General features: G+C 62.2%; 23 protein-coding genes and 1 tRNA gene. 10 read left to right on the top strand and 14 right to left on the bottom strand.

The genetic code is table 11. The features are described 5' to 3' along the window. Window positions 1-59 precede the first annotated feature (59 nt). Together ACIQH5_RS09895 and ACIQH5_RS09900 are read right to left on the bottom strand one after the other, a co-directional pair. Window positions 60-1,676 (bottom strand): cation acetate symporter, encoded by a 1,617-nt coding sequence (locus tag ACIQH5_RS09895; protein ID WP_400402572.1) that lies wholly within the window; start codon window positions 1,674-1,676, stop codon window positions 60-62. Beyond that, complete coding sequence (locus tag ACIQH5_RS09900; RefSeq protein WP_062067452.1) at window positions 1,673-2,053, bottom strand: DUF485 domain-containing protein; 381 nt, start codon at window positions 2,051-2,053, stop codon at window positions 1,673-1,675. The genes ACIQH5_RS09895 and ACIQH5_RS09900 overlap by 4 nt, the downstream gene beginning before the upstream one ends. Window positions 2,054-2,249: 196 nt before the next feature. Here ACIQH5_RS09900 and ACIQH5_RS09905 point away from each other — a divergent pair, with 196 nt between their 5' ends. The 5 genes from ACIQH5_RS09905 to ACIQH5_RS09925 are packed head-to-tail and all read left to right on the top strand — an operon-like array spanning window position 2,250 to window position 6,752. Continuing rightward, window positions 2,250-3,446 (top strand): sensor histidine kinase, encoded by a 1,197-nt coding sequence (locus ACIQH5_RS09905; RefSeq protein ID WP_400402576.1) that lies wholly within the window; start codon window positions 2,250-2,252, stop codon window positions 3,444-3,446. A gap of 22 nt (window positions 3,447-3,468) precedes the next feature. Further along, window positions 3,469-4,188 (top strand): LytR/AlgR family response regulator transcription factor, encoded by a 720-nt coding sequence (locus ACIQH5_RS09910; protein WP_400402579.1) that lies wholly within the window; start codon window positions 3,469-3,471, stop codon window positions 4,186-4,188. Then, window positions 4,185-4,547 (top strand): hypothetical protein, encoded by a 363-nt coding sequence (locus ACIQH5_RS09915; RefSeq protein WP_062067446.1) that lies wholly within the window; start codon window positions 4,185-4,187, stop codon window positions 4,545-4,547. The genes ACIQH5_RS09910 and ACIQH5_RS09915 overlap by 4 nt, the downstream gene beginning before the upstream one ends. Next, a complete protein-coding gene (locus ACIQH5_RS09920) occupies window positions 4,544-6,010 on the top strand; it encodes a cation acetate symporter (RefSeq protein ID WP_400402581.1) in 1,467 nt (488 codons plus the stop codon). The genes ACIQH5_RS09915 and ACIQH5_RS09920 overlap by 4 nt, the downstream gene beginning before the upstream one ends. A 49-nt stretch (window positions 6,011-6,059) precedes the next feature. Next, on the top strand, window positions 6,060-6,752 hold the full coding sequence (locus ACIQH5_RS09925) for a hypothetical protein (RefSeq protein WP_400402584.1): 693 nt from the start codon (window positions 6,060-6,062) through the stop codon (window positions 6,750-6,752). Window positions 6,753-6,764: 12 nt separating this feature from the next. On the opposite strand, the gene ACIQH5_RS09930 is transcribed toward ACIQH5_RS09925, so the two are convergent. The 6 genes from ACIQH5_RS09930 to rpsB all read right to left on the bottom strand — a co-directional run bounded on the left by ACIQH5_RS09930 (window position 6,765) and on the right by rpsB (window position 11,670). Beyond that, on the bottom strand, window positions 6,765-7,349 hold the full coding sequence (locus tag ACIQH5_RS09930) for a DivIVA domain-containing protein (protein WP_062067436.1): 585 nt from the start codon (window positions 7,347-7,349) through the stop codon (window positions 6,765-6,767). Between the two features lie 21 nt (window positions 7,350-7,370). Continuing rightward, window positions 7,371-8,306 (bottom strand): phosphatidate cytidylyltransferase, encoded by a 936-nt coding sequence (locus ACIQH5_RS09935; RefSeq protein WP_400402587.1) that lies wholly within the window; start codon window positions 8,304-8,306, stop codon window positions 7,371-7,373. Next, a complete protein-coding gene (gene frr / locus ACIQH5_RS09940; RefSeq protein ID WP_011774219.1) occupies window positions 8,306-8,863 on the bottom strand; it encodes a ribosome recycling factor in 558 nt (185 codons plus the stop codon). Before frr ends, ACIQH5_RS09935 begins: the two co-directional genes overlap by 1 nt. Window positions 8,864-8,979: 116 nt before the next feature. Then, the gene (gene pyrH, locus ACIQH5_RS09945; RefSeq protein ID WP_024820277.1) at window positions 8,980-9,717 is read right to left on the bottom strand and encodes a UMP kinase; all 738 of its coding nucleotides are present in this window, start codon (window positions 9,715-9,717) and stop codon (window positions 8,980-8,982) included. A gap of 121 nt (window positions 9,718-9,838) precedes the next feature. Continuing rightward, complete coding sequence (gene tsf / locus ACIQH5_RS09950) at window positions 9,839-10,675, bottom strand: translation elongation factor Ts (protein WP_024820276.1); 837 nt, start codon at window positions 10,673-10,675, stop codon at window positions 9,839-9,841. A 122-nt stretch (window positions 10,676-10,797) separates the two neighbouring features. After that, complete coding sequence (rpsB, locus tag ACIQH5_RS09955; protein ID WP_062067424.1) at window positions 10,798-11,670, bottom strand: 30S ribosomal protein S2; 873 nt, start codon at window positions 11,668-11,670, stop codon at window positions 10,798-10,800. Window positions 11,671-12,077: 407 nt separating this feature from the next. On the opposite strand from rpsB, the gene ACIQH5_RS09960 reads away from it, so the two are divergent. Next, window positions 12,078-12,596, top strand: a complete 519-nt coding sequence (locus ACIQH5_RS09960) for a M23 family metallopeptidase (RefSeq protein WP_400402592.1) — start codon at window positions 12,078-12,080, stop codon at window positions 12,594-12,596. 53 nt (window positions 12,597-12,649) lie between these two features. On the opposite strand, the gene ACIQH5_RS09965 is transcribed toward ACIQH5_RS09960, so the two are convergent. The 6 genes from ACIQH5_RS09965 to ACIQH5_RS09990 form a co-directional block, all read right to left on the bottom strand. Next, window positions 12,650-13,840 (bottom strand): acyl-CoA dehydrogenase family protein, encoded by a 1,191-nt coding sequence (locus tag ACIQH5_RS09965; RefSeq protein ID WP_400402595.1) that lies wholly within the window; start codon window positions 13,838-13,840, stop codon window positions 12,650-12,652. 134 nt (window positions 13,841-13,974) lie between these two features. Beyond that, window positions 13,975-14,048, bottom strand: a tRNA-Ile gene (locus ACIQH5_RS09970). 84 nt (window positions 14,049-14,132) lie between these two features. Next, on the bottom strand, window positions 14,133-15,329 hold the full coding sequence (locus tag ACIQH5_RS09975) for a glycosyltransferase (protein WP_062067411.1): 1,197 nt from the start codon (window positions 15,327-15,329) through the stop codon (window positions 14,133-14,135). A gap of 95 nt (window positions 15,330-15,424) precedes the next feature. After that, window positions 15,425-16,342: a DMT family transporter gene (locus tag ACIQH5_RS09980; protein WP_400402598.1), complete on the bottom strand. Its 918-nt coding sequence runs from the start codon at window positions 16,340-16,342 to the stop codon at window positions 15,425-15,427. Further along, a complete protein-coding gene (locus ACIQH5_RS09985) occupies window positions 16,342-16,965 on the bottom strand; it encodes a CDP-alcohol phosphatidyltransferase family protein (RefSeq protein ID WP_400402600.1) in 624 nt (207 codons plus the stop codon). The genes ACIQH5_RS09980 and ACIQH5_RS09985 overlap by 1 nt, the downstream gene beginning before the upstream one ends. 46 nt (window positions 16,966-17,011) lie before the next feature. After that, complete coding sequence (locus ACIQH5_RS09990) at window positions 17,012-17,860, bottom strand: phage holin family protein (protein WP_400402602.1); 849 nt, start codon at window positions 17,858-17,860, stop codon at window positions 17,012-17,014. Between the two features lie 172 nt (window positions 17,861-18,032). Between ACIQH5_RS09990 and ACIQH5_RS09995 the strand changes: the two genes are divergently transcribed. From ACIQH5_RS09995 to ACIQH5_RS10010, 4 genes are all read left to right on the top strand, one after another. Next, window positions 18,033-19,262: a multidrug effflux MFS transporter gene (locus ACIQH5_RS09995; protein ID WP_400402605.1), complete on the top strand. Its 1,230-nt coding sequence runs from the start codon at window positions 18,033-18,035 to the stop codon at window positions 19,260-19,262. A gap of 23 nt (window positions 19,263-19,285) precedes the next feature. Beyond that, entirely contained in the window at window positions 19,286-19,465 is a 180-nt protein-coding gene (locus ACIQH5_RS10000) for a glycine zipper domain-containing protein (protein WP_024820266.1), read from the top strand. Window positions 19,466-19,588: 123 nt separating this feature from the next. After that, window positions 19,589-22,087: a bifunctional lysylphosphatidylglycerol flippase/synthetase MprF gene (locus tag ACIQH5_RS10005; protein ID WP_400402608.1), complete on the top strand. Its 2,499-nt coding sequence runs from the start codon at window positions 19,589-19,591 to the stop codon at window positions 22,085-22,087. Window positions 22,088-22,109: 22 nt separating this feature from the next. Next, on the top strand, window positions 22,110-23,393 hold the full coding sequence (locus tag ACIQH5_RS10010; RefSeq protein WP_400402610.1) for an alpha/beta hydrolase: 1,284 nt from the start codon (window positions 22,110-22,112) through the stop codon (window positions 23,391-23,393). Window positions 23,394-23,409 lie beyond the last annotated feature (16 nt).

The following is a 23,409-nucleotide window of genomic DNA, read 5'->3' on the forward strand; positions in this document are numbered from 1 at the left end:
GGCTCCTCCTGCGACTATTCGCAGGAGGAGCCCTTTGGTGATGGCATGGTGGTGCGGAGTTAGTGGTCTACCGCCTTCTCAGCTCCGACACCGGTCAGCGAGCGCACTTCCATCTCCGCCTGCTTGACCGGATCTTCGCGCCGCTTGTCCAGGACCGTTCCGAGCCAGCCGAGGAAGAAAGCCAGCGGGATGGACACAATACCGGGGTTGCTCAGCGGGAAGAGGGCGAAGTTCGCTCCCGGGATCATGGAGGTCTTGGCGCCGGAAACCACTGGTGAGAACGTGATCAGCAGGATGGCCGCAGCAAGGCCGCCGTACATGCTCCACACCGCGCCCTGCGTGGTGAACTTCCTCCAGAACAGGGAGTACACGATGGTGGGCAAGTTCGCAGACGCCGCGACGGCGAAGGCTAGGGCCACCAGGAACGCAACATTCTGGCCGTTGGCGAAGATGCCGCCAAGGATGGCCAGGACACCGATCACCACCACGGTGCGTCGAGCCACCTTCACCTCGGTGTCCGCATCGGCCTTGCCCTTGGAGATGACGTTCGCGTAGATATCGTGGGCGAAGGATGCGGCCGCCGTGATGGTCAGGCCGGCCACCACTGCCAGGATCGTGGCGAAAGCGACCGCCGAGATAAAGCCCAGGAGCAGCGGCCCGCCCAGATGGAATGCCAGCAGCGGCGCGGCTGAGTTCACTCCGCCGGGTGCGGACTTGATGGTTTCTGCGCCCACCAGCGCGGCTGCCCCGTAGCCCAGCACCAAGGTGAAGAGGTAGAACAGGCCGATCAGCCAGATGGCCCAGACTACGGATTTGCGGGCTTCTTTGGCTGTGGGCACGGTGTAGAAGCGCATCAGGACGTGCGGCAGGGCTGCTGTTCCGAGGACCAGTGCCAGGCCCAAGGACATGAAGTCGAGCTTGGACGTTTCGGTCTTTCCGTACTGCAGTCCCGGGTTGAGGACGGCGGGGTTGTTGGCGGCCTCGGCTGCCGAGCCCAGCAGGCTGGACACGTTGAAGCCGTAGATGGCCAGCACCATGGCTGTCATGACGGCGGCGCCGGCGATCAGCAGGATCGCCTTGATGATCTGCACCCAGGTGGTGCCCTTCATGCCACCAATGAGTACGTACATGATCATCAAAGCGCCGACGACGATAATCACCAGGGCTTGTCCGCCCCAGTCGCTGATGCCCAACAGGAGCGAAATCAGGCTGCCTGCGCCAGCCATTTGGGCGAGGAGGTAGAAGAAGCAAACCGCCAGCGTGGACAGTGCTGCCGCAATGCGAACCGGGCGCTGGCGGAGCCGGAAGGACAGGACATCGGCCATGGTGAACTTGCCGGTGTTGCGGAGCAGTTCAGCCACCAGCAGCAGCGCGACGAGCCACGCAACCAGGAAGCCTATGGAGTACAGGAAACCGTCGTAGCCGTTAATGGCGATGGCACCGGTGATGCCCAGGAACGAGGCCGCGGACAGGTAGTCCCCGGCAATGGCGGTTCCATTCTGGGAGCCCGTGAATGACCGGCCGGCTGCGTAGTAGTCTGCAGCTGTTTTGTTGTTCCGGCTTGCCCGGAACACAATCACCATGGTGACCGCGACGAAGAGGGCAAAAATGCCCATGTTGAGTAGCGTGGTGTCCTTCAGGGCTTCGACGTTCACTGCCGGGACCAAGGTGTTCATTTCTTAACCCCGCTGATCACATTGCCGTCCTTATCGAATTCGTGGCCCTCAATCTCGTTGCGGATCTCAGCAGCGATGGGGTCCAGCTTCCTGTTGGAGTAGCTCACGTACCATGCCGTGATGCCGAAGGTAGTGACGAACTGGAGCAGTCCGAGAATCAGTCCGACGTTGATGTTGCCCCAGACCTTGGTGGACATGAAGTCCACCGCATAGGCGGCCAGAAGAACGTAGGCGAAATACCAGAGCAGGAATACGACGGCCATCGGGAAGACAAAGCTGCGGTGCCGCTTGCGCAGTGTCTTGAACCGTTCCGTCTGCTGGACTTCCTGGAAGTCCACGGACGCCGTTGCGTCCTGGGGTTGGGCCTCATTACCCATGGTTCCTCCTGAGTGTGATGTGTCCACATCAGCTGCACACGCTTTGCCAATGTGACTGCAATCACTATGGAACGTGCTGCGGTAACTGTTCCAGAGAATCGTTGGCTGCCGTCGCTCAGCGGTTGTGATGCTGCGCCAAACGGTGGCTGCGCAGGAACATCCGGGCAATGGGCGGACGTGCGGCTACGCTGGCCTCATGCCCGATTCCCCACTCTTCACCGCAGCGGCGATCGCCGTGATCGTGCTGGCCGTCGCCGTCGTGGTGGGTGTTGGCCTCAAGGTGATCCGATCATTCCGCGACCTGGGCACGGACGCCGAACGAGCCACCTACACCACCCTGCATGCAGCATCGCGCGCCGGGCAGCACCTTCGCGGCGGCCTCCACCCCGCCGGCGCAGCCAAGGCAAGCAAGCAACTGCGTGTCCTTCTGGGCTGCGATGCGTTGGCCATCACTGACATGGACTCCGTGCTCGCCTGGGACGGTGCTGCCGAGGAACTCCGGCCAACATTGATGCGGCTCGCGGCCGAGGTTCTGGACACCGGCCGCACGGTAGTGGTTCCCCGCGCCGGTCACCCGGCCACCTCCGATCATGGACATCACGACTTCAGCGCTGTGATCGCGCCGATCAGGGCTGGATCCAGTGTGGTTGGTTCGGTGGCCGCACTGGCTCCTGCTGCCGGGGCCGGGCTGGTGAGAGCCACCAGCGAGGTGGCCGACTGGATTGCCGCGCAGCTTGAGCTGGCAGAGCTGGAATCTTCGCGTACCCTCCTGATGGAAGCTGAGGTCCGGGCACTCCGTGCGCAGATCAGCCCGCACTTCATCTACAACTCGTTGAATGCCATTGCCTCGTTCATCAATACTGATCCGGCCCGGGCCAGGGAGCTCGTGGTGGAATTCGCCGATTTCACCCGGTACTCGTTCCGGCGGCACGGGGACTTCACCACCGTGGCGGAGGAACTTCGCTGCATAGACCGCTACCTCCTGCTGGAACGGGCCAGGTTCGGCGAGCGGGTCCAAGTGAGCCTGCGGATCGCTCCCGAAGTCCTCAGCACAGTCATCCCGTTCCTCAGCCTTCAACCGCTGGTGGAGAACGCTGTGCGGCACGGTTTGGAAGCCAAGGAAGGCCCGGGGCACATCACCATTTGCGCGAACGATTCCGGTGCGTTCGCCGAGGTGACCATAGAGGACGACGGCGTGGGCATGGACCCGGAGCACTTGCGGTCCGTGCTCGCCGGACACACTGACGGCGACCACGTGGGACTTCGCAATGTGGATGCCCGTTTGCGGCAGGTCTACGGCGACGAGCACGGGCTCGTCATCGACACGGCGCCCGGCGAGGGGACCATGATCACCATGAGGGTGCCCAAATCCCAGCCCGATCACGACGCCTGAGCCTGCCGTTAGTCTATTAATCATGATCAACGTGCTCGTCGCCGATGACGAACTGCCCGCCGTGGAGGAGCTCGCCTTCCTGTTGGGACGGGATGAGCGCATAGGCGCCATCCATCGGGCATCATCCGGTGCCCAGGCGCTGCGGACCTTGGAAACAGAGTCCGTGGACGCGGTGTTCCTCGATATCCACATGCCGGCGCTCTCCGGGCTGGACATCGCACGCGTCATTTCCCGCAGCAGCCGTCCGCCCGCCGTCGTGTTTGTCACCGCGGACGAAGACTGCGCGCTCGAAGCTTTTGACCTCGCCGCCGTCGATTACCTGCTCAAACCCCTCAGGGCGGAACGGCTGTCGCGTTCCGTGGACCGGATCAGTGAGCTCATCAAGGACGGTACTCCTGCACCTGAGATGATCACGGTGGACCTCGGCAGCACCACCCGCATGATCCGCCGCGACGATGTCACCTATGTTCAGGCCCAGGGCGACTATGCACGACTGCACACCGCCGAAGCCAGTTACCTGATCCGGGTTCCGCTGAGCGATCTCGAACAAAAGTGGGCGGACGCCGGGTTCATCCGGATCCATCGCTCGTATCTGATCGCCCTGAACCATGTACAGCACGTGAAGCTTTCCGCGACGGCGCCGAGCGTCGCGGTGGCCGGCGCTGTTCTGCCCATCAGCCGCAGGCACCTGCCATCGGTGCGGGACAAGCTGCACACCACCCGCATCCGGCCGCAAGGATGACACGCGTCCGCGTGACGGGTCCACGGCAATCAGCCACGGCCGCACCCGGCAGGTCGCTTTATCCCCGAGAGGTTACCGAGGACTCCGACGCCGGACGGATTTTTATCAGGTCGCTGATCCGTTCCCAATTGCGGTTGGCCTTGGTGGTGGCCTGCGGATTCCTGATTATTCTCGCCGTGTTTGCTGTGTTCCTGGTCTACGGCCCCGGCGTGGCAGAGACCCGCATCTTCGGTATTCCGCTGGACTGGCTGGTCCTGGGTGCCGGCATCTACCCTGTGATCGGACTCAGCGCCTGGCTCTACAATCGCGCAGCAGCCCGCAACGAGGCGCGCTACCGGGATCTGGTGGAGGACAAGTGAACCCTGCCGTTGGCCTCGTCGCTTTTCTGGCCGTTTCCCTCGCGACGGCGGTCATTGGCTTCTACGGCCTGCGCATCTCACGTACCACCGGTGACTTCTACGTAGCCTCGCGAACCGTCCCGCCCTGGTGGAACGCTTCGGCAATCGGTGGCGAGTACCTGTCAGCCGCCAGCTTCCTGGGCGTCGCAGGGCTGATTCTGCTTTCAGGAACCGACGCACTGTGGTTCCCGGTGGGATACACCGCCGGTTACCTCATGCTGCTGCTCTTCGTGGCCGCTCCCTTGCGACGCTCCGGTGCCTACACCATTCCGGATTTCACCGAAGCACGGTTGGACTCCAAGCTGGTCCGCCGGGTGACCAGCCTGATGGTGGTGGCCGTTGGCTGGCTGTATATTGTGCCGCAACTCCACGGGGCAGCCCTCGCCATCAGGATCACCACCGGCCTGCCATCGTGGGTAGGCTCAACGGCGGTAGTGGTGGTTGTCTGCCTGACAGTGGCGGCAGGCGGCATGCGCTCAATCACGTTCGTTCAGGCTTTCCAGTACTGGCTGAAACTGACTGCCCTGGCAGTACCCGTAGTGTTCGTGCTCCTGGTTCTGGCCGGCAACAGCACTCAGCCAGTGGCTCCCCTGCCGGTCAATCCCACCGGCCAAGGTGCGGCCGGGGCCTACCAAAACATTTCTCTCCTGGTTGCATTGCTCTTCGGAACTCTGGGCCTCCCGCACGTCCTTGTGAGGTTTTACACCAACCCGGACGGCCAATCGGCCCGCCGGACAACGTTGATTGTGCTGGGACTGCTCTCCGTCTTTTATCTCTTTCCCACACTCTCCGGCGCCCTCGGACGGATGTTCGCACCGGAGCTGGCACAGTCCGGGCAAGCCGATGCTCTGGTCCTGTTGTTGCCCGGCAAACTTGTGGGAGGCATGGCCGGCGAGCTTCTGTCCGCCTTGGTGGTGGCCGGAGCCTTCGCCGCCTTCCTGTCCACCACGTGCGGGCTGGTTGTTTCGTTGTCCGGCGTTATCAGCCAGGACCTCTTCGGAGGAAGCGTGAGGGGCTTCCGCCTCGCTGCGGTACTCGCCGCCGTCGTGCCCTTGGGTTTTGCCTTGATGACCGACACCCTGGCGCTGGCCGGCAGCGTCGGTTTGGTCTTTGCCTTTACAGCATCCACCATTTGCCCGCTGCTCTTGCTGGGGATCTGGTGGCGCGGACTGACCGACGTGGGCGCCATCGCGGGCATGCTGACAGGGGCTTTCCTTTGCGGCGGCGCCATGGTGGCCGGCACCCTCATGGGGCCTGGGAATGCCCCTGCGTGGCTGGCTCAGCCTGCAGCATGGAGCGTCCCTGCTGCCTTCGCGGCCACCGTGACGGTGTCCATCATGACCAAGAACCGCGTTCCGGCCTCGGTCAACCGCGTGATGTCGCGCCTGCATGTGCCGGAGAGGCCGGTAGTGACGGAGAGGTAGCGGCGCGCAAACCGTTGTCCGCTGCCCCCGCAGGGTGGACAATGGCGCCATGTCCGAGGAACCGGGCGCGGCCAGTCCAGAACCACCGTCGCCCACACCGGAGGTGTCCCCCAGTGTCCGCGCGCAAATACTGGCCACGGAACACTGGAGCCTGCTGGCATCAAGGAGCACTACCCAAGGCGAAGTCCTCACCCGCATCAGCATGTTCCTGACCTTCACGTCGGCCAGCCTGCTGAGTGTGGCACTGGTGGGCAACGCCACCCAGTTTTCAGACGCTTTCAGGGCCTTCGCGCTGACCATTCTGTGCATCGATCTTGTAGTTGGCCTGCTCACCCATATCCGTGTGATGAGCGTGGGCATGGAGGACCTCATGTATGTCCTGGCCATGAACCGCCTGCGGGCCGCTTACCTTGACTTGGACCCCGGGGTCCGTCCGTACCTCATGGCCGGGCACCACGACGATGAGGAAGGCGCCAAGCGAACCTACTACTTCCTGGGAGGGCGGACCGACTTTAGCCAAGTGGCCGGCAGCAGCATGGTGTTCATGGGTTTCGTCAACTCAGCCCTGCTTGCCTTGCTGCTCGGCTCGGGGATGTTGACCGCCGGGATTCCCCCGATCGCCGCTGTGCCCATTGCGGCCGTGGCGGCGCTTGCCTTTTTCGGCACGTCGCTGGTCCGCGGACATCGGCGTTATCTGAACGTGTGGAGGGACAATCCACCCATTTCTCCCACGCCCCGATAGCACAGGGGCGGTTTAGTCGATGGCTGCCATGAGCTCTACAACGCGGGCGAGAAACGCATCCACCTGAGCCTCTTCGTAACCGTCAGCGCCTTTTGCGGCACGGAAAACAGCCCGGCGCACGGTGTCCACGCTCAGAGCCTGATCGTGCTCGAGGTACCCGATGAGCTCATCGCACAAGGCGTCAACATCCTGGACGTTATAGCTGCGGGTCCGTTTCCCGGACGGGCGGCGGAACCGTTCGCCGTCGGGCCTGTGAAGCCTGCCGCGGAGAATGCCTGAGAGCTTGCCGATCTGTCGCAGCCAGGCTTCCTCGCCCTGCTGGCTGATGAGGTCATCCCTCTCGCGGCGGGCAAACGCATCTTCCAGCCTGTCCAGCGCGGCATCGACGCTGTGAGCGTCGTAGCCACCTTTGACGGGATCAAAAGCCACGGCCCTCACGTCAACGCTGGCCACTTGGTCCGCGGTGCCTACGGGGTTCTCAAACGATGTCCGGGCGCGCTGGAGGAACTCGTCCACTTGCTTGGCGTTATAGCCGTATTTGCTGCGCTCCACACGATCAAACGTTGCGGGAATCTGGCGTCGAATATCCAAGGCCACTAGTTTTCCTTCATTGGGTTGTCAGACGCCGCTCAGCAGCGCGAACAGAACATAGGCTACAGGGGCGGCGAACACTATGGAGTCCAGGCGATCCATCACGCCCCCGTGGCCGGGCAGGATGCTGCTCATGTCCTTGACGCCAAGTTCGCGCTTGACCATGGACTCGGCAAGGTCTCCGGCGGTTGCTGCGGCCACCATGCCCACGGCCAGGATGAGACCTACCCACCACGGCCTGTCGAGCAGGAAGATACATGCCAGGACGCCGATCACCATGGCGCCGCCGACGGATCCCGCGAAGCCTTCCCACGACTTCTTGGGGCTGATCTTGGGGGCCATGGGGTGCTTCCCGAAGGAGGCTCCAACGATGTACCCGAACGTGTCATTGGAAACCACCAACAGCAGCATGGACGCGATCTGCCATGCGCCTTCGGGGATGCCTTCCGGCCAAAAACCGACAGGAGTAGGCCCGCTGGTGGTGTGCAGGGACAACGACGCAAAGCTGATGAGGAAAGGGATCCACGCCAGCGTAAAGACACCGGCGAACACGCTTCGCGGCGCTCCGGCGGCACTCTCGATGGAGCGCCACAGCAAAACGGCCACGGAGCTGGCCGTCATGGTGAAAAGCAAGCCTTCGAGCCCACCGAAGTAGGCCGATACCGGCATCACCAGGCTGCCGATCATCACGGGAATGATCGGCATCCGGGTGCCCTGCGCCTCAAGCGCCCTGAAAACCTCCCAGACGCCAAGTACCGCGAAGGCGGTAGTGAGCAGGACGAACCCCAACGGGAGGAAAAGCAAGCCGCCTAAAACGGCCAAAAGCATGGCAAGCCCGACGCCGATGGCGGCCGGAAGATTCCGGCCTGCCTTCGGTGTGGGGTTCTTCCGCACGCGTCTGGCGCGCTTAGGGGTATCGCGTGTCGGGACCCGCTCAGCGGGCGCCGGCTCAGCCTGGTTCATCAGACCTCGAGCAGCTCGGCTTCCTTGCGCTTGAGCAGCTCGTCGATGCTGTCAACGTGCTGCTTGGTCAGGGCGTCGAGTTCCTTCTCAGCGCGTGCACCCTCGTCTTCTCCGGCTTCGCCATCCTTGACAAGCTTGTCCAAGGAATCCTTGGCCTTGCGGCGGATGCTGCGGATGGAAACCTTGGCGTCCTCACCCTTGCCCTTGACGATCTTCACGTACTCCTTGCGGCGCTCCTTAGTGAGCTCCGGGATGGTTACGCGGATGACGTTGCCGTCGTTGGAGGGGTTGGCTCCAACCTCGGAGTCGCTCAGGGCCTTCTCGATGTCACGCAGTGCGGTCTTGTCGTAAGGGGTGATCAGGATAGTGCGGGCATCCGGCACGCCGAAGGAGGCCAGCTGCTGCAGCGGAGTAGGCGTGCCGTAGTACTCGACGATCACCTTGTTGTAGAGGGCGGGGTTGGCCCGGCCAGTACGGATCGAGGCGAAATCGTCCTTGGCTACCTCCACCGCCTTGTCCATCTTCTCGCCGGCTTCGAGCAAGGTCTCTTCGATCACGGGTTTCTCCTCAGAAATAGTTGCTGCCCAACTGCAGGCGGCAATGCACAGTAAAGCAATGCACAGTAAAGATCCGCCACCAGGGGCGGACGGTCCTAGAAATATCCTAGCCCTTGCTAGGGAGTAACCAGGGTTCCCAGCGTTTCGCCGAGGATGGCACGGGTAACGTTGCCCTCGCCCTCCATGCCAAAGACCACCATGGACAGGCTGTTGTCCTTGCACATGGTCATTGCGGTCTGGTCCATCACCCGGATGTCACGGCGCAGGGCGTCGTCGTAGCTGAGGACGTCCAGCTTCTCGGCCAGGGGGTCCTTTTTGGGATCTGCGGTGTAGACGCCGTCCACACCGCTCTTGGCCATGAGGACCACGTCGGCGTGCACTTCAAGAGCACGTTGCGCGGCGACGGTGTCCGTGGAGAAGTAGGGCAGTCCGGCACCCGCACCGAAAATGACCACGCGGCCCTTTTCCATGTGCCGGATGGCACGGCGCGGAATGTAGGCCTCTGCAACCTGCCCCATGGTGATGGCACTCTGGACGCGGGTTTCCACCCCGGCTTGCTCCAGGAAGTCCTGCAGGGCAAGGCAGTTCATTACGGTGCCCAGCATGCCCATGTAGTCGGCGCGGGAGCGATCCATGCCGCTTTGCGACAGTTCGGCGCCGCGGAAGAAGTTACCCCCGCCTACGACGATTGCCACTTCTACTTCGGTGACCGCAGCCGCGATCTGCTTGGCGATGGCGCGCACTGTCTCAGGATCGACGCCGAGCTTGCCTCCGCCGATGACCTCGCCGGAAAGTTTCAGAAGTACACGTCGGCGGGTCTTCTCGGGCTGGATAGCAGTGTTGACGGTTTCCATGGTGCCTTCCCGTTGGTGGACTCTGGCTAGATTATCGTGCTGTGGGTCCGCGCAGGTACTACCCGGACGGGTGCATGAAAAAGGGGCGGCCACCGAAGTGACCACCCCTTTTCATGAATTACTAGTTTCCGACGCGGAAACGGGTTACTGCGGTTGCCTTGACGCCGGCTTCTTCGAGGACCTGTGCAACAGTCTTCTTGGAATCCTTGGCGAATGCCTGGTCAACCAGAACCTCACCCTTGTAGAAGCCCGTCACGCGGCCTTCCACGATCTTGGAAAGAGCAGCTTCGGGCTTGCCTTCAGCCTTTGCGGTCTCTTCCGCGATGCGGCGCTCGGACTCGACCAGTTCGGCCGGGACGTCGTCACGGGTCAGGTAGTTCGGGGCCATGGCTGCAACGTGCACAGCGATGTCGTGTGCGGCGGTGGAAGCGGCTTCGCCTTCACCGTCAACAGCGAACAGAACGCCGACCTGGGCCGGGAGGTCCTTGGACGTCTTGTGCAGGTAGGCGTCAACCGTGGTGCCCTCAACGCGGGAGATACGGCGGACAACAACCTTCTCGCCGAGGACTGCGCCCTCTTCGACAACAACCTCGGACAACGGCTTGCCGTCAACCTCGGTGGCCAGGAGGGTTTCGAGGTCGGCTGCGCCAGACTCGACTGCAACGTTGAGAACCTTGTCAGCCAGCTGGATGAACTTGTCAGCCTTGGCAACGAAGTCAGTCTCGCAGTTGACCTCGATCATTACGCCGACGCCGCCGTTGACCTTGGCAGCAACCAGGCCTTCAGCAGTGGAACGGCCTTCGCGCTTGGTAGCGCCCTTGAGGCCCTTGATGCGGATGATCTCGATGGCCTTCTCGGCGTCACCGTTGGCTTCATCAAGAGCCTTCTTGACGTCCATCATGCCGGCGCCGGTGCGCTCGCGCAGGGCCTTGATGTCAGCAGCAGTGTAGTTCGCCATGTGAACCCCTCTGTCTAGAAATTTTGTGTGTTTACGGACTGACAGGACGGCAGCCCACCGTGTGAGCCGCCATCCTGTCAGTTGCCCCCGACGCAGTCTCCAGCGTCAGGGAAGGTCCAGATTTACTTGGCTTCTTCGGCTTCGCCGGCTGCAGCTTCAGTTGCTGCGGGAGCCTCAGCTGCGGGAGCTTCAGCTGCCGGAGCCTCGGTTGCCGCTGCTTCTTCGGCCTTGCTGCCTTCGAGGAGCTCGCGCTCCCACTCAGCCAGCGGCTCTTCCGGAGCTTCGGTGGTGCCCGTTGCGCGCTGGTTGCGGGCGATGAGGCCCTCAGCTACGGCGTCGGCAACAACGCGGGTGAGCAGGTTGACGGAGCGGATGGCGTCGTCGTTACCTGGGATCGGGAAGTCAACTTCGTCGGGATCGCAGTTGGTGTCCAGGATGGCAACAACCGGGATGTTCAGCTTCTTGGCTTCGTCAACAGCAAGGTGTTCCTTCTTGGTGTCAACAACCCAGAGAACCGAGGGAGCCTTGGTCAGGTTGCGGATACCACCGAGGTTGGACTCGAGCTTGGTGAGTTCACGCTTGAGGAGCAGGAGCTCCTTCTTGGTGTAAGCCGAACCGGCGACGTCGTCGAAGTTGATCTCTTCGAGTTCCTTCATGCGCTGGATACGCTTGGCGACGGTCTGGAAGTTGGTGAGCATACCGCCCAACCAACGCTGGTTGACGTACGGCTGGCCAACGCGGGTAGCCTGCTCGGCAATTGCTTCCTGAGCCTGCTTCTTGGTGCCAACGAACAAGACGGTGCCGCCGTGGGCGACAGTAGCCTTGACGAACTCGTAGGCGCGGTCGATGTAGGACAGCGACTGCTGAAGGTCAATGATGTAGATGCCGTTGCGCTCCGTGAAGATGAAGCGCTTCATCTTCGGGTTCCAACGACGGGTCTGGTGTCCAAAGTGGACGCCGCTGTCAAGCAGCTGGCGCATAGTTACGACGGGCATGCCGACGCTCCTTCCGGCAGGTCATTCATGAGAGAGCCCAAGGGGCTGCTCTTACCCTGCCAATAGTTGACGGTTGTTTAGCCTTTGCCCGGATGGGCGTGGCTCCTGGCATCCATTGCACTTCTCATCCGACATGGAGCCTGGGCTCGGACGGACCGCAAGAGGCGCAATCCCCCGCAGCACAAAGCCATGAGGCTTAGCTGGTGGAGGGCTGGATACGCGTAGTCAGCCTGGGACCCTCACATATCTGAATGAGACATGCTCCTGAACAAGCTTGAGGGCACAGCAAACTGCTCCACCAAGTGTACTACAGCGACCCCACTGATTTGACCGCGCGCTGCCACCCGTTGTCCACATACGGAAGGCCGGGGATCGACCCGGGTCCATGGTCACGGGAGGCTGGGTTCATGTCCGCTCTGAAGCTCATCATGTCCACAATTCTCGCCCTTGTTGTCGCGGTTGTCGCGGGAGGGACGAGCAGCTCTGCGCCGGCGCCGGAGTCATCCCCGCCCGAGACCCGCTGGAGCTGGCCCCTCTCCCCCAAGCCTTCGGTCCTGCGGACCTTCGACCCGCCTGACAAGCCGTGGCTCAGCGGGCATCGGGGCGTGGATTTAGGGCCAACGCCCGACGGCGCCCCGGTCACCGCGCCGTCCGATGGTGTGGTGACGTTCGCCGGTGTGGTGGTTGACCGTCCTGTATTGACCATCGATCAAGGTGATGGTCTCAAGAGCAGTTTCGAGCCGGTGACCAGTGAGCTAAAGGCCGGTGACACCGTGCGCAAGGGACAACTCATCGGCAGCTTGGAACCGGGCCACTGCAGCAGTGCCACCTGCCTGCATTGGGGCGTGCGGCGCGGCGAGGACTACGTCAATCCGTTGGGCTTCGTGGAAGACATGCGGCCGTCCATCCTGCTGCCGCTCCGGTGAGTCCCCGCAAGCCCGGGTACACGCACTTGAGTCCCGCCGCGCCAGCGAACGTTCTAGACGATGGCCGAAACGCCCGTGATAGCTCGGCCGGTCACCAAGGTGTTGATCTCATGAGTGCCCTCGTAGGAGTAGATGGCCTCGGCGTCGGAGAAGATCTTGGCCATCCCATAGTCCGTGACGATTCCGTTGCCACCCAGGATGCTGCGTCCCAGCGCAACGCTTTCGCGCATGCGTGCCGTAGTGAAGGCCTTCGCCAGAGCCGACTGCTCGTCCTTGGCCACACCCGCGTCTTCGAGTTGGGCCAGACGAACCATCATGCCCATGGAAGCTACTGTGTTTCCGAGGATCTGGACCAGCTGATTTTGCACCAACTGGAAGGCCGCCAGTGGGCGCCCGAACTGCTGGCGCTCCACGGCGTACTGTCGGGCGACATCAAAGGCCGCCATCTGCAGCCCAACGGCCTGCCAGGCCACTGCCAGGCGGGTCACCTTGAGGACCTTGTTGGTATCGCGGAAGCTGTTGCCGTTGGCAAGCTTGAAGAAGTCGGGCACCACCACGTTGTCCAGAACGATGTCCGCATTCTGCACCGTACGCAGGGAGATCTTGTTCTCGATCTTGCTGGCGGAGTAGCCCGGCAAGGTGGTGTCCACCAGGAATGCCTTGACCTGGTTGTCGGCCACATCCTTGGCGTAGATGACCACCCAGTCGGAGAAGGTGGCGTTGCCGATCCAGCGCTTGGCACCGTTGAGGATCCAGTTATCGCCGTCAAGCTTGGCAGTAGTGCGCGTTCCACCGGCTACATCCGAGCCACCCAAGGGCTCGGTCAGACCGAAGGCGCCGATCTTCTTCAGGGAGTAGATGTCCGGCAGCCAAGCATCCTTCTGCTCCTGCGACGCCAGCGCCTCGATGGAGCCTGTGAAAAGGCCGTCGTGAACGCCCATGAACGTAGCAATCGAGGCGTCAGCGCGGGTCACTTCAGCGTGGAGCATTCCGGCGAACAGATTGGAGTACCCCTGCCGACGGACGGGGCTGACCAGATCCAGTTCGCCAAGCTTCGGGATGAGGTCCATCGGGAACTCGCCACGGTTCCAGCAGTCCACGGCAATGGGCTTGACTTCGCGGGCCAGGAATTCCCGAACCTCCGCGAGGCGGTCCTGCTCTTTTCCTGTCAGCATCTGCTCGAAGGCGTAGAAGTCGCCGTCAGCATACGGAAGGTTGGTGGCATCGAATGCAGCGTTGGACATATTCGCTCCTTCAAGGGTGGTCACCTGCGACCAAGACTAAGTTACTGATGAGTAACATACCGCACTGGAGGGGGAACGCAAAAGAGCCGTGGCCGACGAAGATGAATCGTCGGCCACGGCTCCCGTGTGAAATGTAGGGCTACTCGGACTTGAACCGAGGACCTTAGGATTATGAGTCCCGCGCTCTAACCAGCTGAGCTATAGCCCCTTGATGCCCGGTCCGGCCACCGCAAAGCAGCAGTTCCGGGCAAAGCACTCCAGCAATTCTAATAGCTGCCAGGGAGTGCTTTTGTCACACCACCATGTCCTCGTAAGTGGCACCGCGGTAGAGGTCCTCAAAGGTCTGGAGGGTGCCGTTGATGCTGTGCGGCTCCACCATCTCGCGGCTCAGCTTGCCCATCGCCTCAAGCTCGTCTTGGGGAAGCCCCACCAGCTGAGTGATCCTGTCCGCGAGCTCGTTGCTGTCATTGGGGGTGAAGAGGTAGCCGTTCTCCCCGTCACGGACCAGATGCGGCAGTGCCATGGCGTTGGCCAACAGCACAGGAGTGGAAGCAGACATGGCTTCCAAGGTCACCAGAGACTGCAGCTCGGCCGTTCCGGGCATGCAGAAGATATCTGCCTTGATGTAGGCCTCCCGCAGGTCCTCGTCGCTCGCGAGCCCGAGGAACCTCACCCGGTCGCCCAGTCCAAGCTTCGCCACCTGGGCCTCAAGGGCCGGACGGACTTCGCCGCCGCCCACGATTTCCAAGTTCACATTCAGTTCGCGCGGGGTCTTGGCCACGGCATCAATCAGCACGTCGATGTGCTTTTCTTCGGCAAGCCGGCCAACGAACAGGACTGTGGGGTTGGCGTGCGGCTCGATGACTTCACCGGGCTGCAGCTCGTAAGCGGACGAGTCGATGCCGTTGGAAAGAGGCAGGACCTTACGCAGGAAAGCGTGCTGGTGCATGGCCTTGGCAGCGAGTGGCGTCGGCGTGGTGACCACGTCCGCTTGCCCCATGACCTTGCCCATGTCCTTCCACGAGATCCGGCCAACGATGTCCTTGAACCACTGCGGGAACGGAAGGAACGGGTTGAGGTTCTCGGGCATGAAGTGGTTGGTGGCCACAATCCGGATTCCGCGCTTAACAGCCTCGTAGAGGACGTGCTCGCCGATCATGTAGTGGCTCTGGATGTGAACGACGTCCGGTTGGACCCGATCGAAAAGAAGGCTGATTTCCTTCTTGATCTCCCAGGGGAAGCAGATTCGGAAGTACTCGTGGGTGAAGACGCCGTGGGAGCGGAGCCGGTGAACGGTGGCTTCGTCGCGGAACTCGGTGTAGCTCTTGCCCGTGTCCGGACGGCAGGCCAGCACGTGCACGTTATGCCCGCGTGCCGTCATCCCCTTGGCCAGGCGGTAGCCGAACTGGGCGGCACCGTTGACGTGCGGCGGGTAGGTATCCGCGGCAATCAGTATGGTAAGGGGTTTGGTGGTGTCGGGAATGGTCACGTGGAGAACTCCTGATGGTCACGGTGCGGACAGCACTGCTTGTGGCAATGCTGCGGTGTCGCCGGGTTGCCGTCCGCAATAGCGGTGGCGCAAGGTCAAGCTTTGCCTTGGGCCTTCCGGTTGGCAGCCGCCTTCGCGTCCTTCTTGCGTTTGGTGACTTCCGGATGGTGCCGGCTCAGGGCAATAACCCCCACGATAGCAAGCGTAGCGGCCGCGGCCATGGCGATGGCCATCACGGCGTGGACATCGGGACGAAGCTCACCCAGGATCACAATGCCGATTGCGATGCCCACCATGGGGTCGATCACGGTCAGTCCGGCGATGACCAGGTCCGGCGGACCCCCGGAATAGGCACTCTGAACGAACCATGAGCCCAGTCCCCCGGCGGCCACAATCGCTATGAGGGTGTACCACTGCACGTTGAGCAGGAACAGCCCGTTGGGGTCGAGCAGGTGCTTGCCGATGATGCGGGTCAGGACGGCAACAAAACCGAACAGGACACCGGCGCCCAAAATGTAAATGAAGGCGCTCATCCGGTGTTTGAACAGGACGGCCAGTGTCCCAAAAATGCCCACTGCCAGCGCCAGCAGCAGGACAATGGTCAGTTCGTCCTCAGTATTGACGTGGTGGTTCTCTTGCGTGACGTTGACGGCCAGGAGTACGAACAGTGCTGAACCCGCGACACAGGCGCTGATGGCCACCACGGTTGCACGGTTGATGCTCAGGCCCTGGTCCTTGGCGTTGACCACCGTAGTGATGACCAGCGCAATGGCACCAATCGGCTGCACCACCGTGAGGGGTGCTGACACCAGGGCGATCGCGTTCATCACCATTCCGAGGGCAAGGAACAACAGTCCGAGCATCCAGCGGGGATTACGCAGGAGCCGCAGGAACCCATTGGAACTCAGCGCCAGGCCGCCCGTATCGGCTTTCACGGCGCTGCCCTGCCGTTGGGCGCCGATGGCAAGGAAGAAGGCACCAAGTACCGCGAGAAAAACCGCCAGCCAGACCATCAGCCTCGTCCGCCGTCGTCGGTTTTCAATTCTTTTCCTTTGCGCAGGATGGCCCAGTAGTAGTTATACGCCGCTATCCAGTGGCCGATCAGGCCGAGGCCCAAGAACGTCCAAGCTGCCACGAAGTAGACCTCGGTCAACGCAATGGGCAGCTTGGACAGGACAAGCAACGGAGTGCCGACCAGCAGCAGCGCCGTGCGGATCTTTCCAATGATGCTCACCGGAAGGTCAGGGTGGCTTCGGAAATAGATCAAGGATGCAATGGCCAGGACTGCGTCCGGCACCAGCAGTGCGGCCAGGTACCACCACTGCACGACGCCGGCAATCGCCAGAGTGAAGGCGACCGCCAGCAGCGCGGCACGGTCAGCCATGGGATCGAGGATCCGGCCGAGCTTGGACGTCTGGTCGAAGCGTCGGGCAATGTAGCCATCCACCCAATCGGTGCTGCCCATGATGACGAGCACCAGGACCGCGAAACCATACTCCTGTTCGGACAGGACGAGCCAGACAAAGAGCGGCACGCCCATGAAGCGAAGGACTGTGAGGATGTTGGGAACAGTGAAGATGAGGTCGTGATCAACCTGCGGCCGGTCGGGTCGCGACCCAGCTCCGATCAATCTCATCCTGTCCCCCTTGCTTGTCTTCAGTGTCTGATGGCGCGGCTGGCTTCTACTTCTTCAGTAACTTCCGCAGCGCTACAACGAAGACCACGGCAGCGGTGGCGAAAGCTGCGAGGTCCTTCCACCGGGCGGCAAGCCTCTCGGTGAGGCTCTCAGGGACAGAGTCTCCGAGGTCGGCAAATTTCGCGGCAGCGAATTCCTTGCTCTCCTGGAACTTCCCGTTGGCACTCTCGAACAACGCCTGCCCCTGCTTCTTGACGTCGAGCTGTTCACCGAGCTCGTCGCGCACGCCAGTGAGGTGTTCGCGGCGGCGCTTCAGGCGCGAGCGAAGCTCAGCTTCGGTGGGCGCCTTGACGGCGTCCGCTTCCTTGGCGGCTTCCTTGGCAGCCTTTTCAGCCTTGGCCTTCTCTGCGGCCGCTTCCTTTTCAGCCTTGGCGGCTTTGGCGGCGGGCGAGTTGGGATCGAGGATGGACTCGTCGAAGTCGGAGCCTTCCTTGGCAATTCCAAGATCATGTTTGATTCCCCGAATGGTGTCCTCAGGAACCAAAGGCATGGCCTTTTTGAACTTGGCTATTCCTATCAGGGATGCGATGGCCACGATCACCAGGAAGAATGCCGCAACCACCAGGGCTGCAAGCCAGCCGGGCATGATGGTGGCCAACCCCAGGATCGCTGCGACAACCAGCGCAATGACCAGGAGTGCCAGGAAGACCAGCGCCACTCCGAAGAAGGCGCCGGCGATGCCAACCTGTGTGGCCTTTCGCTTAAGTTCGACCTTCGCCAAGGCGATTTCGTCGTTGAGTTGCCTCGGAGCCAGCCTTGCAACGAGCTTGAGGGTCTTCGGCAAACTACGAATGGCTGGCCCTTGACTGGGCCGGCCTGTGTGACGTCCACTCATGGGTTCCGCCTAACTGCTTCCTCTGGGCATCGTGTAAGGCGAACGCGGCGGAAAACAATCCCCGCGTACACCTGTTCTCAAAGCTATCATTCAGGTTCCTGCTGAACTTTCGGGATCGGGCCCCGGCGCGCCCGTCATACGCCCAATAAATATGATCCGGGCCATAGGATAGATGATCGTGACCTCTCCCATTGCTCCGGGCGATTCTCTGAGCCGACGTGAAAAACTTGTCTACATTCTGCTGTTGGGTGCCCTGACTGCCCTGGGTCCTTTCACCATCGACCTCTATCTTCCGGCGTTCCCCGCGTTGGAAGAGAGTTTTGACGTCTCGGCGGCGGCAATCCAGCTCACGCTGACCGGTACAACGGTTGGCTTCGGGCTCGGCCAGCTTTTGGTGGGACCCTTCAGCGACAAGGTGGGTCGTCGGCTACCTCTGATCCTGGCCACTGCCGTGCACATCGGCTCATCGCTCGGTGCAGCCCTGGCCACAGACATCGGAATGCTGTCCTTGTTCCGTGTCCTGATGGGAATCGGTGCTGCCGGCGGCGGCGTGGTGGCCATGGCCATGGTCAGGGACCTCTTTCACGGATACTCCATGGTCCGGATGTTCTCGCGCATGTCACTGGTCAACGGACTGGCCCCCATCCTGGCACCAGTCATCGGGTCCCAGTTGCTGCTGGCCTTTCCCTGGCCGGGCATCTTCTACTTCCTGGCCGGCTACGGCCTGCTGGTGATCCTCGCCTCGATCTTCTTCATCCGCGAGACGCTCCCGGCGGACCAGCGGGGCAAGTCCGCCGTTACGGTGCGGCAACGCTACAAAACAGTCCTGACGGACCGGATCTTCGTCGGCATGGTGCTGGTGGGAAGCCTCAACTTCGGCGGCTTGTTCGCCTACCTCTCGGCCTCCACCTTCCTGTTCCAAAACGTCTACGGGTTCTCACCACAGGAGTACGGCATCCTGTTCGGCATCAACTCACTGGGCATCGTGGCAGGCGTGCAGATCAGCTCGCGCCTCATCAGGCGGGTGGCCCCGCAATGGATCGTGGCAGGAGCAACCCTCTTCATGGTGCTCATGGCCGCCCTGATTGTCGTTCTGGACCTGTTCCATGTGGGCCTCTGGGGCATCCTCATCCCGTTGTGGTTCTACATCTGCGCAACCGGCTTCATGTTCCCGTGCGTTCAGGTCCTCTCCCTGGCCAACCACGGCGCACAAGCAGGCACGGCTGCATCGCTCCTGGGCGCATCCCAGTTCATGATGGCCGGTATCGTCCCGCCGGTGGTCGGTTGGCTCGGCGTCAGCTCCGCCGTGCCCATGGGTGCCGTCATGGCCGCTTGCATCACGGGCTCCATTGCCGCGCTGTGGCTGGTTGTCCGGCCCCGGTCGGTTCCATCCATTCATTAGAACCGGCCCCGTAGGCTGTGATCATGACTAACAAACCGCACCGCAACGGCAGGGGCCTCTTCCTTGGTGCCTTGCTTGGCGCCGTCGCCGGTGCTCTTCTCGGTCGCGCCGCCGGCAGCGCGCTGTTTGGTGCCATCCTTGGCGCCGTGATTGGCGCTGCTATCCTCTACCGCGTGAATCCTGGCCCTTGGAAGCGGGACTAGCCGGCCTCCACAGGCGACCCGCCGGCGTCGGGAATCACCAAACCCTCCCCTAACTGCGCACCGCAGGGCAGAATGGTGGCCAGCCGGGGTAACCGGTGCTTGAACCGGTGAAGGGGACATCACATGAGCACGGCTGTTGTATTTCAGGGCAGCGCGCGCGGCCTGGCAACCCTGCGGAAGCTGCCACTGACGCTGGCCTTGGTGGTACTGCTCTGGGTGCTGGGGGCCGTGTCCGGCAGCCTCATCAACGGTCCCGGCCAAGAGCTGCTGGACCAAGTGGGACTTGGTTTGGCGGTGGAACCAGGACCTTGGTGGTCAATCTTCACGTCGGCGTTCTTCGCTTCATCCTTGCTCGACTACCTGGCCTGCACAGCGGCGATCCTGGTGGGTGTGGGCATCGCCGAACGCGTCATGGGCCCTTGGCTGGCCTTGACTGCCTTCGTTGCCGGTTCCGCCCTCAGCGCCCTGGTCCTGGTAGTACTCGTAACTTTTGGAACGGATGCCAGCGACCAATGGCTCAGTTTCCTGGGCGGCGAATATGTTGTGGGTGCCTATGGTGGCGCTGCCGCCGCGTTGGGATGCTCGACGGCGGCACTTGAGGCCCTGTGGCGTCGCCGCCTGAGGACGTGGCTGCTGGCCGCCACGCTGATGTTTGCCCTGTTCGTTGGAGTCGCCCAAACCCTGCAGGCCCTGGCCGGGGCCGTGATCGGGATCCTGGCAGGTTGGGCCATCCAATCGCTGGCCCTGCGCCGACGGGCGGGATCGCTGCACTCCTCAAGCCTTCGCGAAACACGGTTCCTGGTGGGCACCGTGGTGGGTGTCTTCGCGGTGGGACCATTGCTCACGCAGCTGACCGGAACGTGGGAAATCGGCCCCCTGTCCGTAGTTTCCGAAGTGATGCTCCAAGCAAGTCCCGACGCCGATGAGGTTCAGGAAGCGTGTAACAACGACAACAACTGTGTCACCCTGCAAAGCATCGTGGGCGTCCAGAGCTTTGGCGCGGCAATCCTGACGCTGATTCCTGTGCTGCTGCTCCTTGTCTGCGCCGAGGGGCTGAGGCGCGGCCGGCGGCTGGCATACCGGCTGACACTCGTTATCCAGCTGTATCTGGCAGCCGTGACCGTCCTGTCCATCGTCCAGTACGTTACTGATCCGGGGGTCACAGTAGGCGATGACGACTTCGCGTACCTCCTGCTGTACGCGGTACCCGCAGTCCTCGCCCCTGTCATCATCGCTGTGCTGCTGTTGGTAAACCGGCATAAGTTCCGCGTCGAATCCAGCGACGCCGGGTACCGGGTCCTCGGCCGCACCTCGCTCATCCTTGCTGTGGCAGCCGTGCTCCTCTATGTGGTGTTCTGGTTCATTGAAGGCAATCCTGGCCGCTCTACGCTGGTGGACCTTGCCGGGCAACTGACCCACATCCTGGTTCCTTTCCCTGTCCCGTTCGTGGTGGCCCTCCCCCAAGGCGTCCTGAGCACCGTGTTGTACGGCCTGGGTGGAGACGTCATCTGGCTCTGCATTCTGGTGCTTGTCCTGAACAACTTCCGGCGATTCAGGATGCTGGCCACCGATCCCGCAGCGGATCTGGGGCACACCCGGGAGCTGTTGCATGATGGCGGCGGCACGTTGTCCTGGATGGCTCTCTGGGACAACAACCAGTACTGGTTCACCCCGGACAGGAAAGCTGGAATCGCCTATCAGGTCCACAACGGGGTTGCCCTCACCGTTGCCGGTCCTTTTGGCGCCAGCGAACACCACGCCGATGCAGCTACGGGTTTCGTCAAGCACTGCGCCAATCTGGGGCTGATCCCGTGCTTCTATTCCGCAACGGCAGAGCTGGATGTCCCACTCGTACCCCATGGCTTCAGAAAACTCGAGGTGGCGGAAGAGACACTCCTCAACGTCCAAGCCATGACCTTCAAGGGCAAGGAATGGCAGAACGTCCGGACCGCCCTGAACCGTACAGACAAGCTTTCCATCAAAGATCGCTGGTACCCCTACCCTGAGATGCCTCCGGGAATCAGGGCGCAGCTGGCGGAGATCTCCGAAGAATGGGTAGCTGACAAAGCGCTTCCTGAGATGGGCTTCACCCTGGGTGGCTTGAACGAGCTCAAAGATCCCGAGGTGCTCTGCTGCGTGGCCGTGGATGACGACGGACTAGTCCATGGAGTCACCAGCTGGCTCCCCGTCTTCAGCCACGGGGCCATCTCCGGGTGGACCTTGGACTTCATGCGTCGCCGGACCACAGGATTCAAGGGCGTCATGGAGTTCCTCATCGCCTCTGCAGTGACCCACTTCAAAGAAGAAGTACCCCAGATCTCGTTGTCAGGCTCGCCGCTCGCCAACGCAGGCGGCGGTGCCGGGGACGAAGACCGCAGCACCCTGGACCGCGTCCTGGCACTTCTGGGGAACGCCCTGGAACCCATGTACGGCTTCAAATCCTTGGCCGCCTTCAAATCAAGGTTCCAGCCTGAACACCGGACCCTCTACATGTACTACCAGGACCCGTTGGCCTTGCCGTCCATCGGCATCGCGGTGGGTTCGGCCTACCTGCCGGGACTGTCCCCCACGCAAAGCGCCGGGCTGTTGCGGCAAATGGTAGCCAAGGAGCCAGCCGCATGACGCCCGAACGGACCGCGCGGCCATGAACGACCTCCTGAAACTCGAGATCAGCGGCCCCGTAGTCATGACGATCGCCGGAGTGATCGGCGTCGGGTTTTTCCTGCTTTTGTTCCTCCGGCCGTCAGCGCGCTGGGCCCTCACTGCGGTTACGGCGATAGTGGTCGCGGGTCTGTTCGGGTGGTTGACCGTGTGGCTCGTGGAGGACGTCCTGGACGTCTTCCACGTGGGGCTGACACCTCGGGTGTGGTTCTGGGCCCTCGCCTGCTTCGCCGCCCTGGGCCTGGCCGTGGTCAGTTTCCGTCATAGCCCGCGGTGGCGGAAGGTGGTGGCCGCGGTATCGATCCCCGTGTTCGTCATGGTGGCCGCGCTCGGCATCAATACAGAGTTTGGACTGAACAAGACGCTCGGCTCGGCGCTGGGGATCTCCACGGAGGGCGCCATCCAACTGGCAAAGCCGGACCCTGACGCCTCCGTACCGGCAGGTCCGCTGTGGCAGAGCTGGCAGCCCCCGGGCGACCAGCCAGCCAAGGGAAGGGCAGGCACCCAAGTCATTCCAGCCACGGCGTCCGGTTTCGATGCCAGGCCGGCGGGCATCTACTTGCCCCCTGCGGCCCTGACGGCCCATCCACCCAAGTTGCCCTTGTTCGTCCTCATGATGGGCCAGCCAGGACTCCCTGATCCGCAATACGTTTCCGCTGCCCTGGACCAGTTCGCCGCAAAGAACAATGGCCTGGCCCCCATCGCGATCGTCGCAGACCAGATCGGCCCGGACCAGGATGACACCCTCTGCCTCGACACCGCCAAATACGGCAACGTGGAGAAGTACATCAACGAGGACGTTGTTAACTGGGCCAAAGCCAACTTGAACATCCTCCCGGACCGCGAACACTGGACCATTGCCGGCTACTCCAACGGCGGGCAATGTGCCATTTCCTTCGCGGTCAAATACCCGGAGATGTGGGGCAACGTGGTGGATATCTCAGGCGAGGAATTCCCCGGTGCGGAGGATCCGGCAGGCAACCTGGCATCGATCTTCAATGGCAACCAGGCTGCCTACGACGCGCAGAAGCCCATCAATATCATGAAGGGAAAGCAGTTCCCCAAGACAACGGCAGTCTTCACCGTGGGCTCGGACGACACCACCTACGTCGCGGCCGCCCAGGCAGTCTCGGCAGCGGCCCGGGAGGCAGGGATGGCGGTGACGTACTACGAGGTGCCCAACGGCGGCCACGTTGGCCTGGCATTGAACGCGGGACTGACCAAAGGATTCGAAGTGCTCTACCCCCGGCTTGGCCTCTCCAGATAGCACTCGCCCTTTTGCA

It is taken from the genome of Paenarthrobacter sp. NPDC091711, assembly GCF_044756605.1.
Classification (GTDB): domain Bacteria; phylum Actinomycetota; class Actinomycetes; order Actinomycetales; family Micrococcaceae; genus Arthrobacter.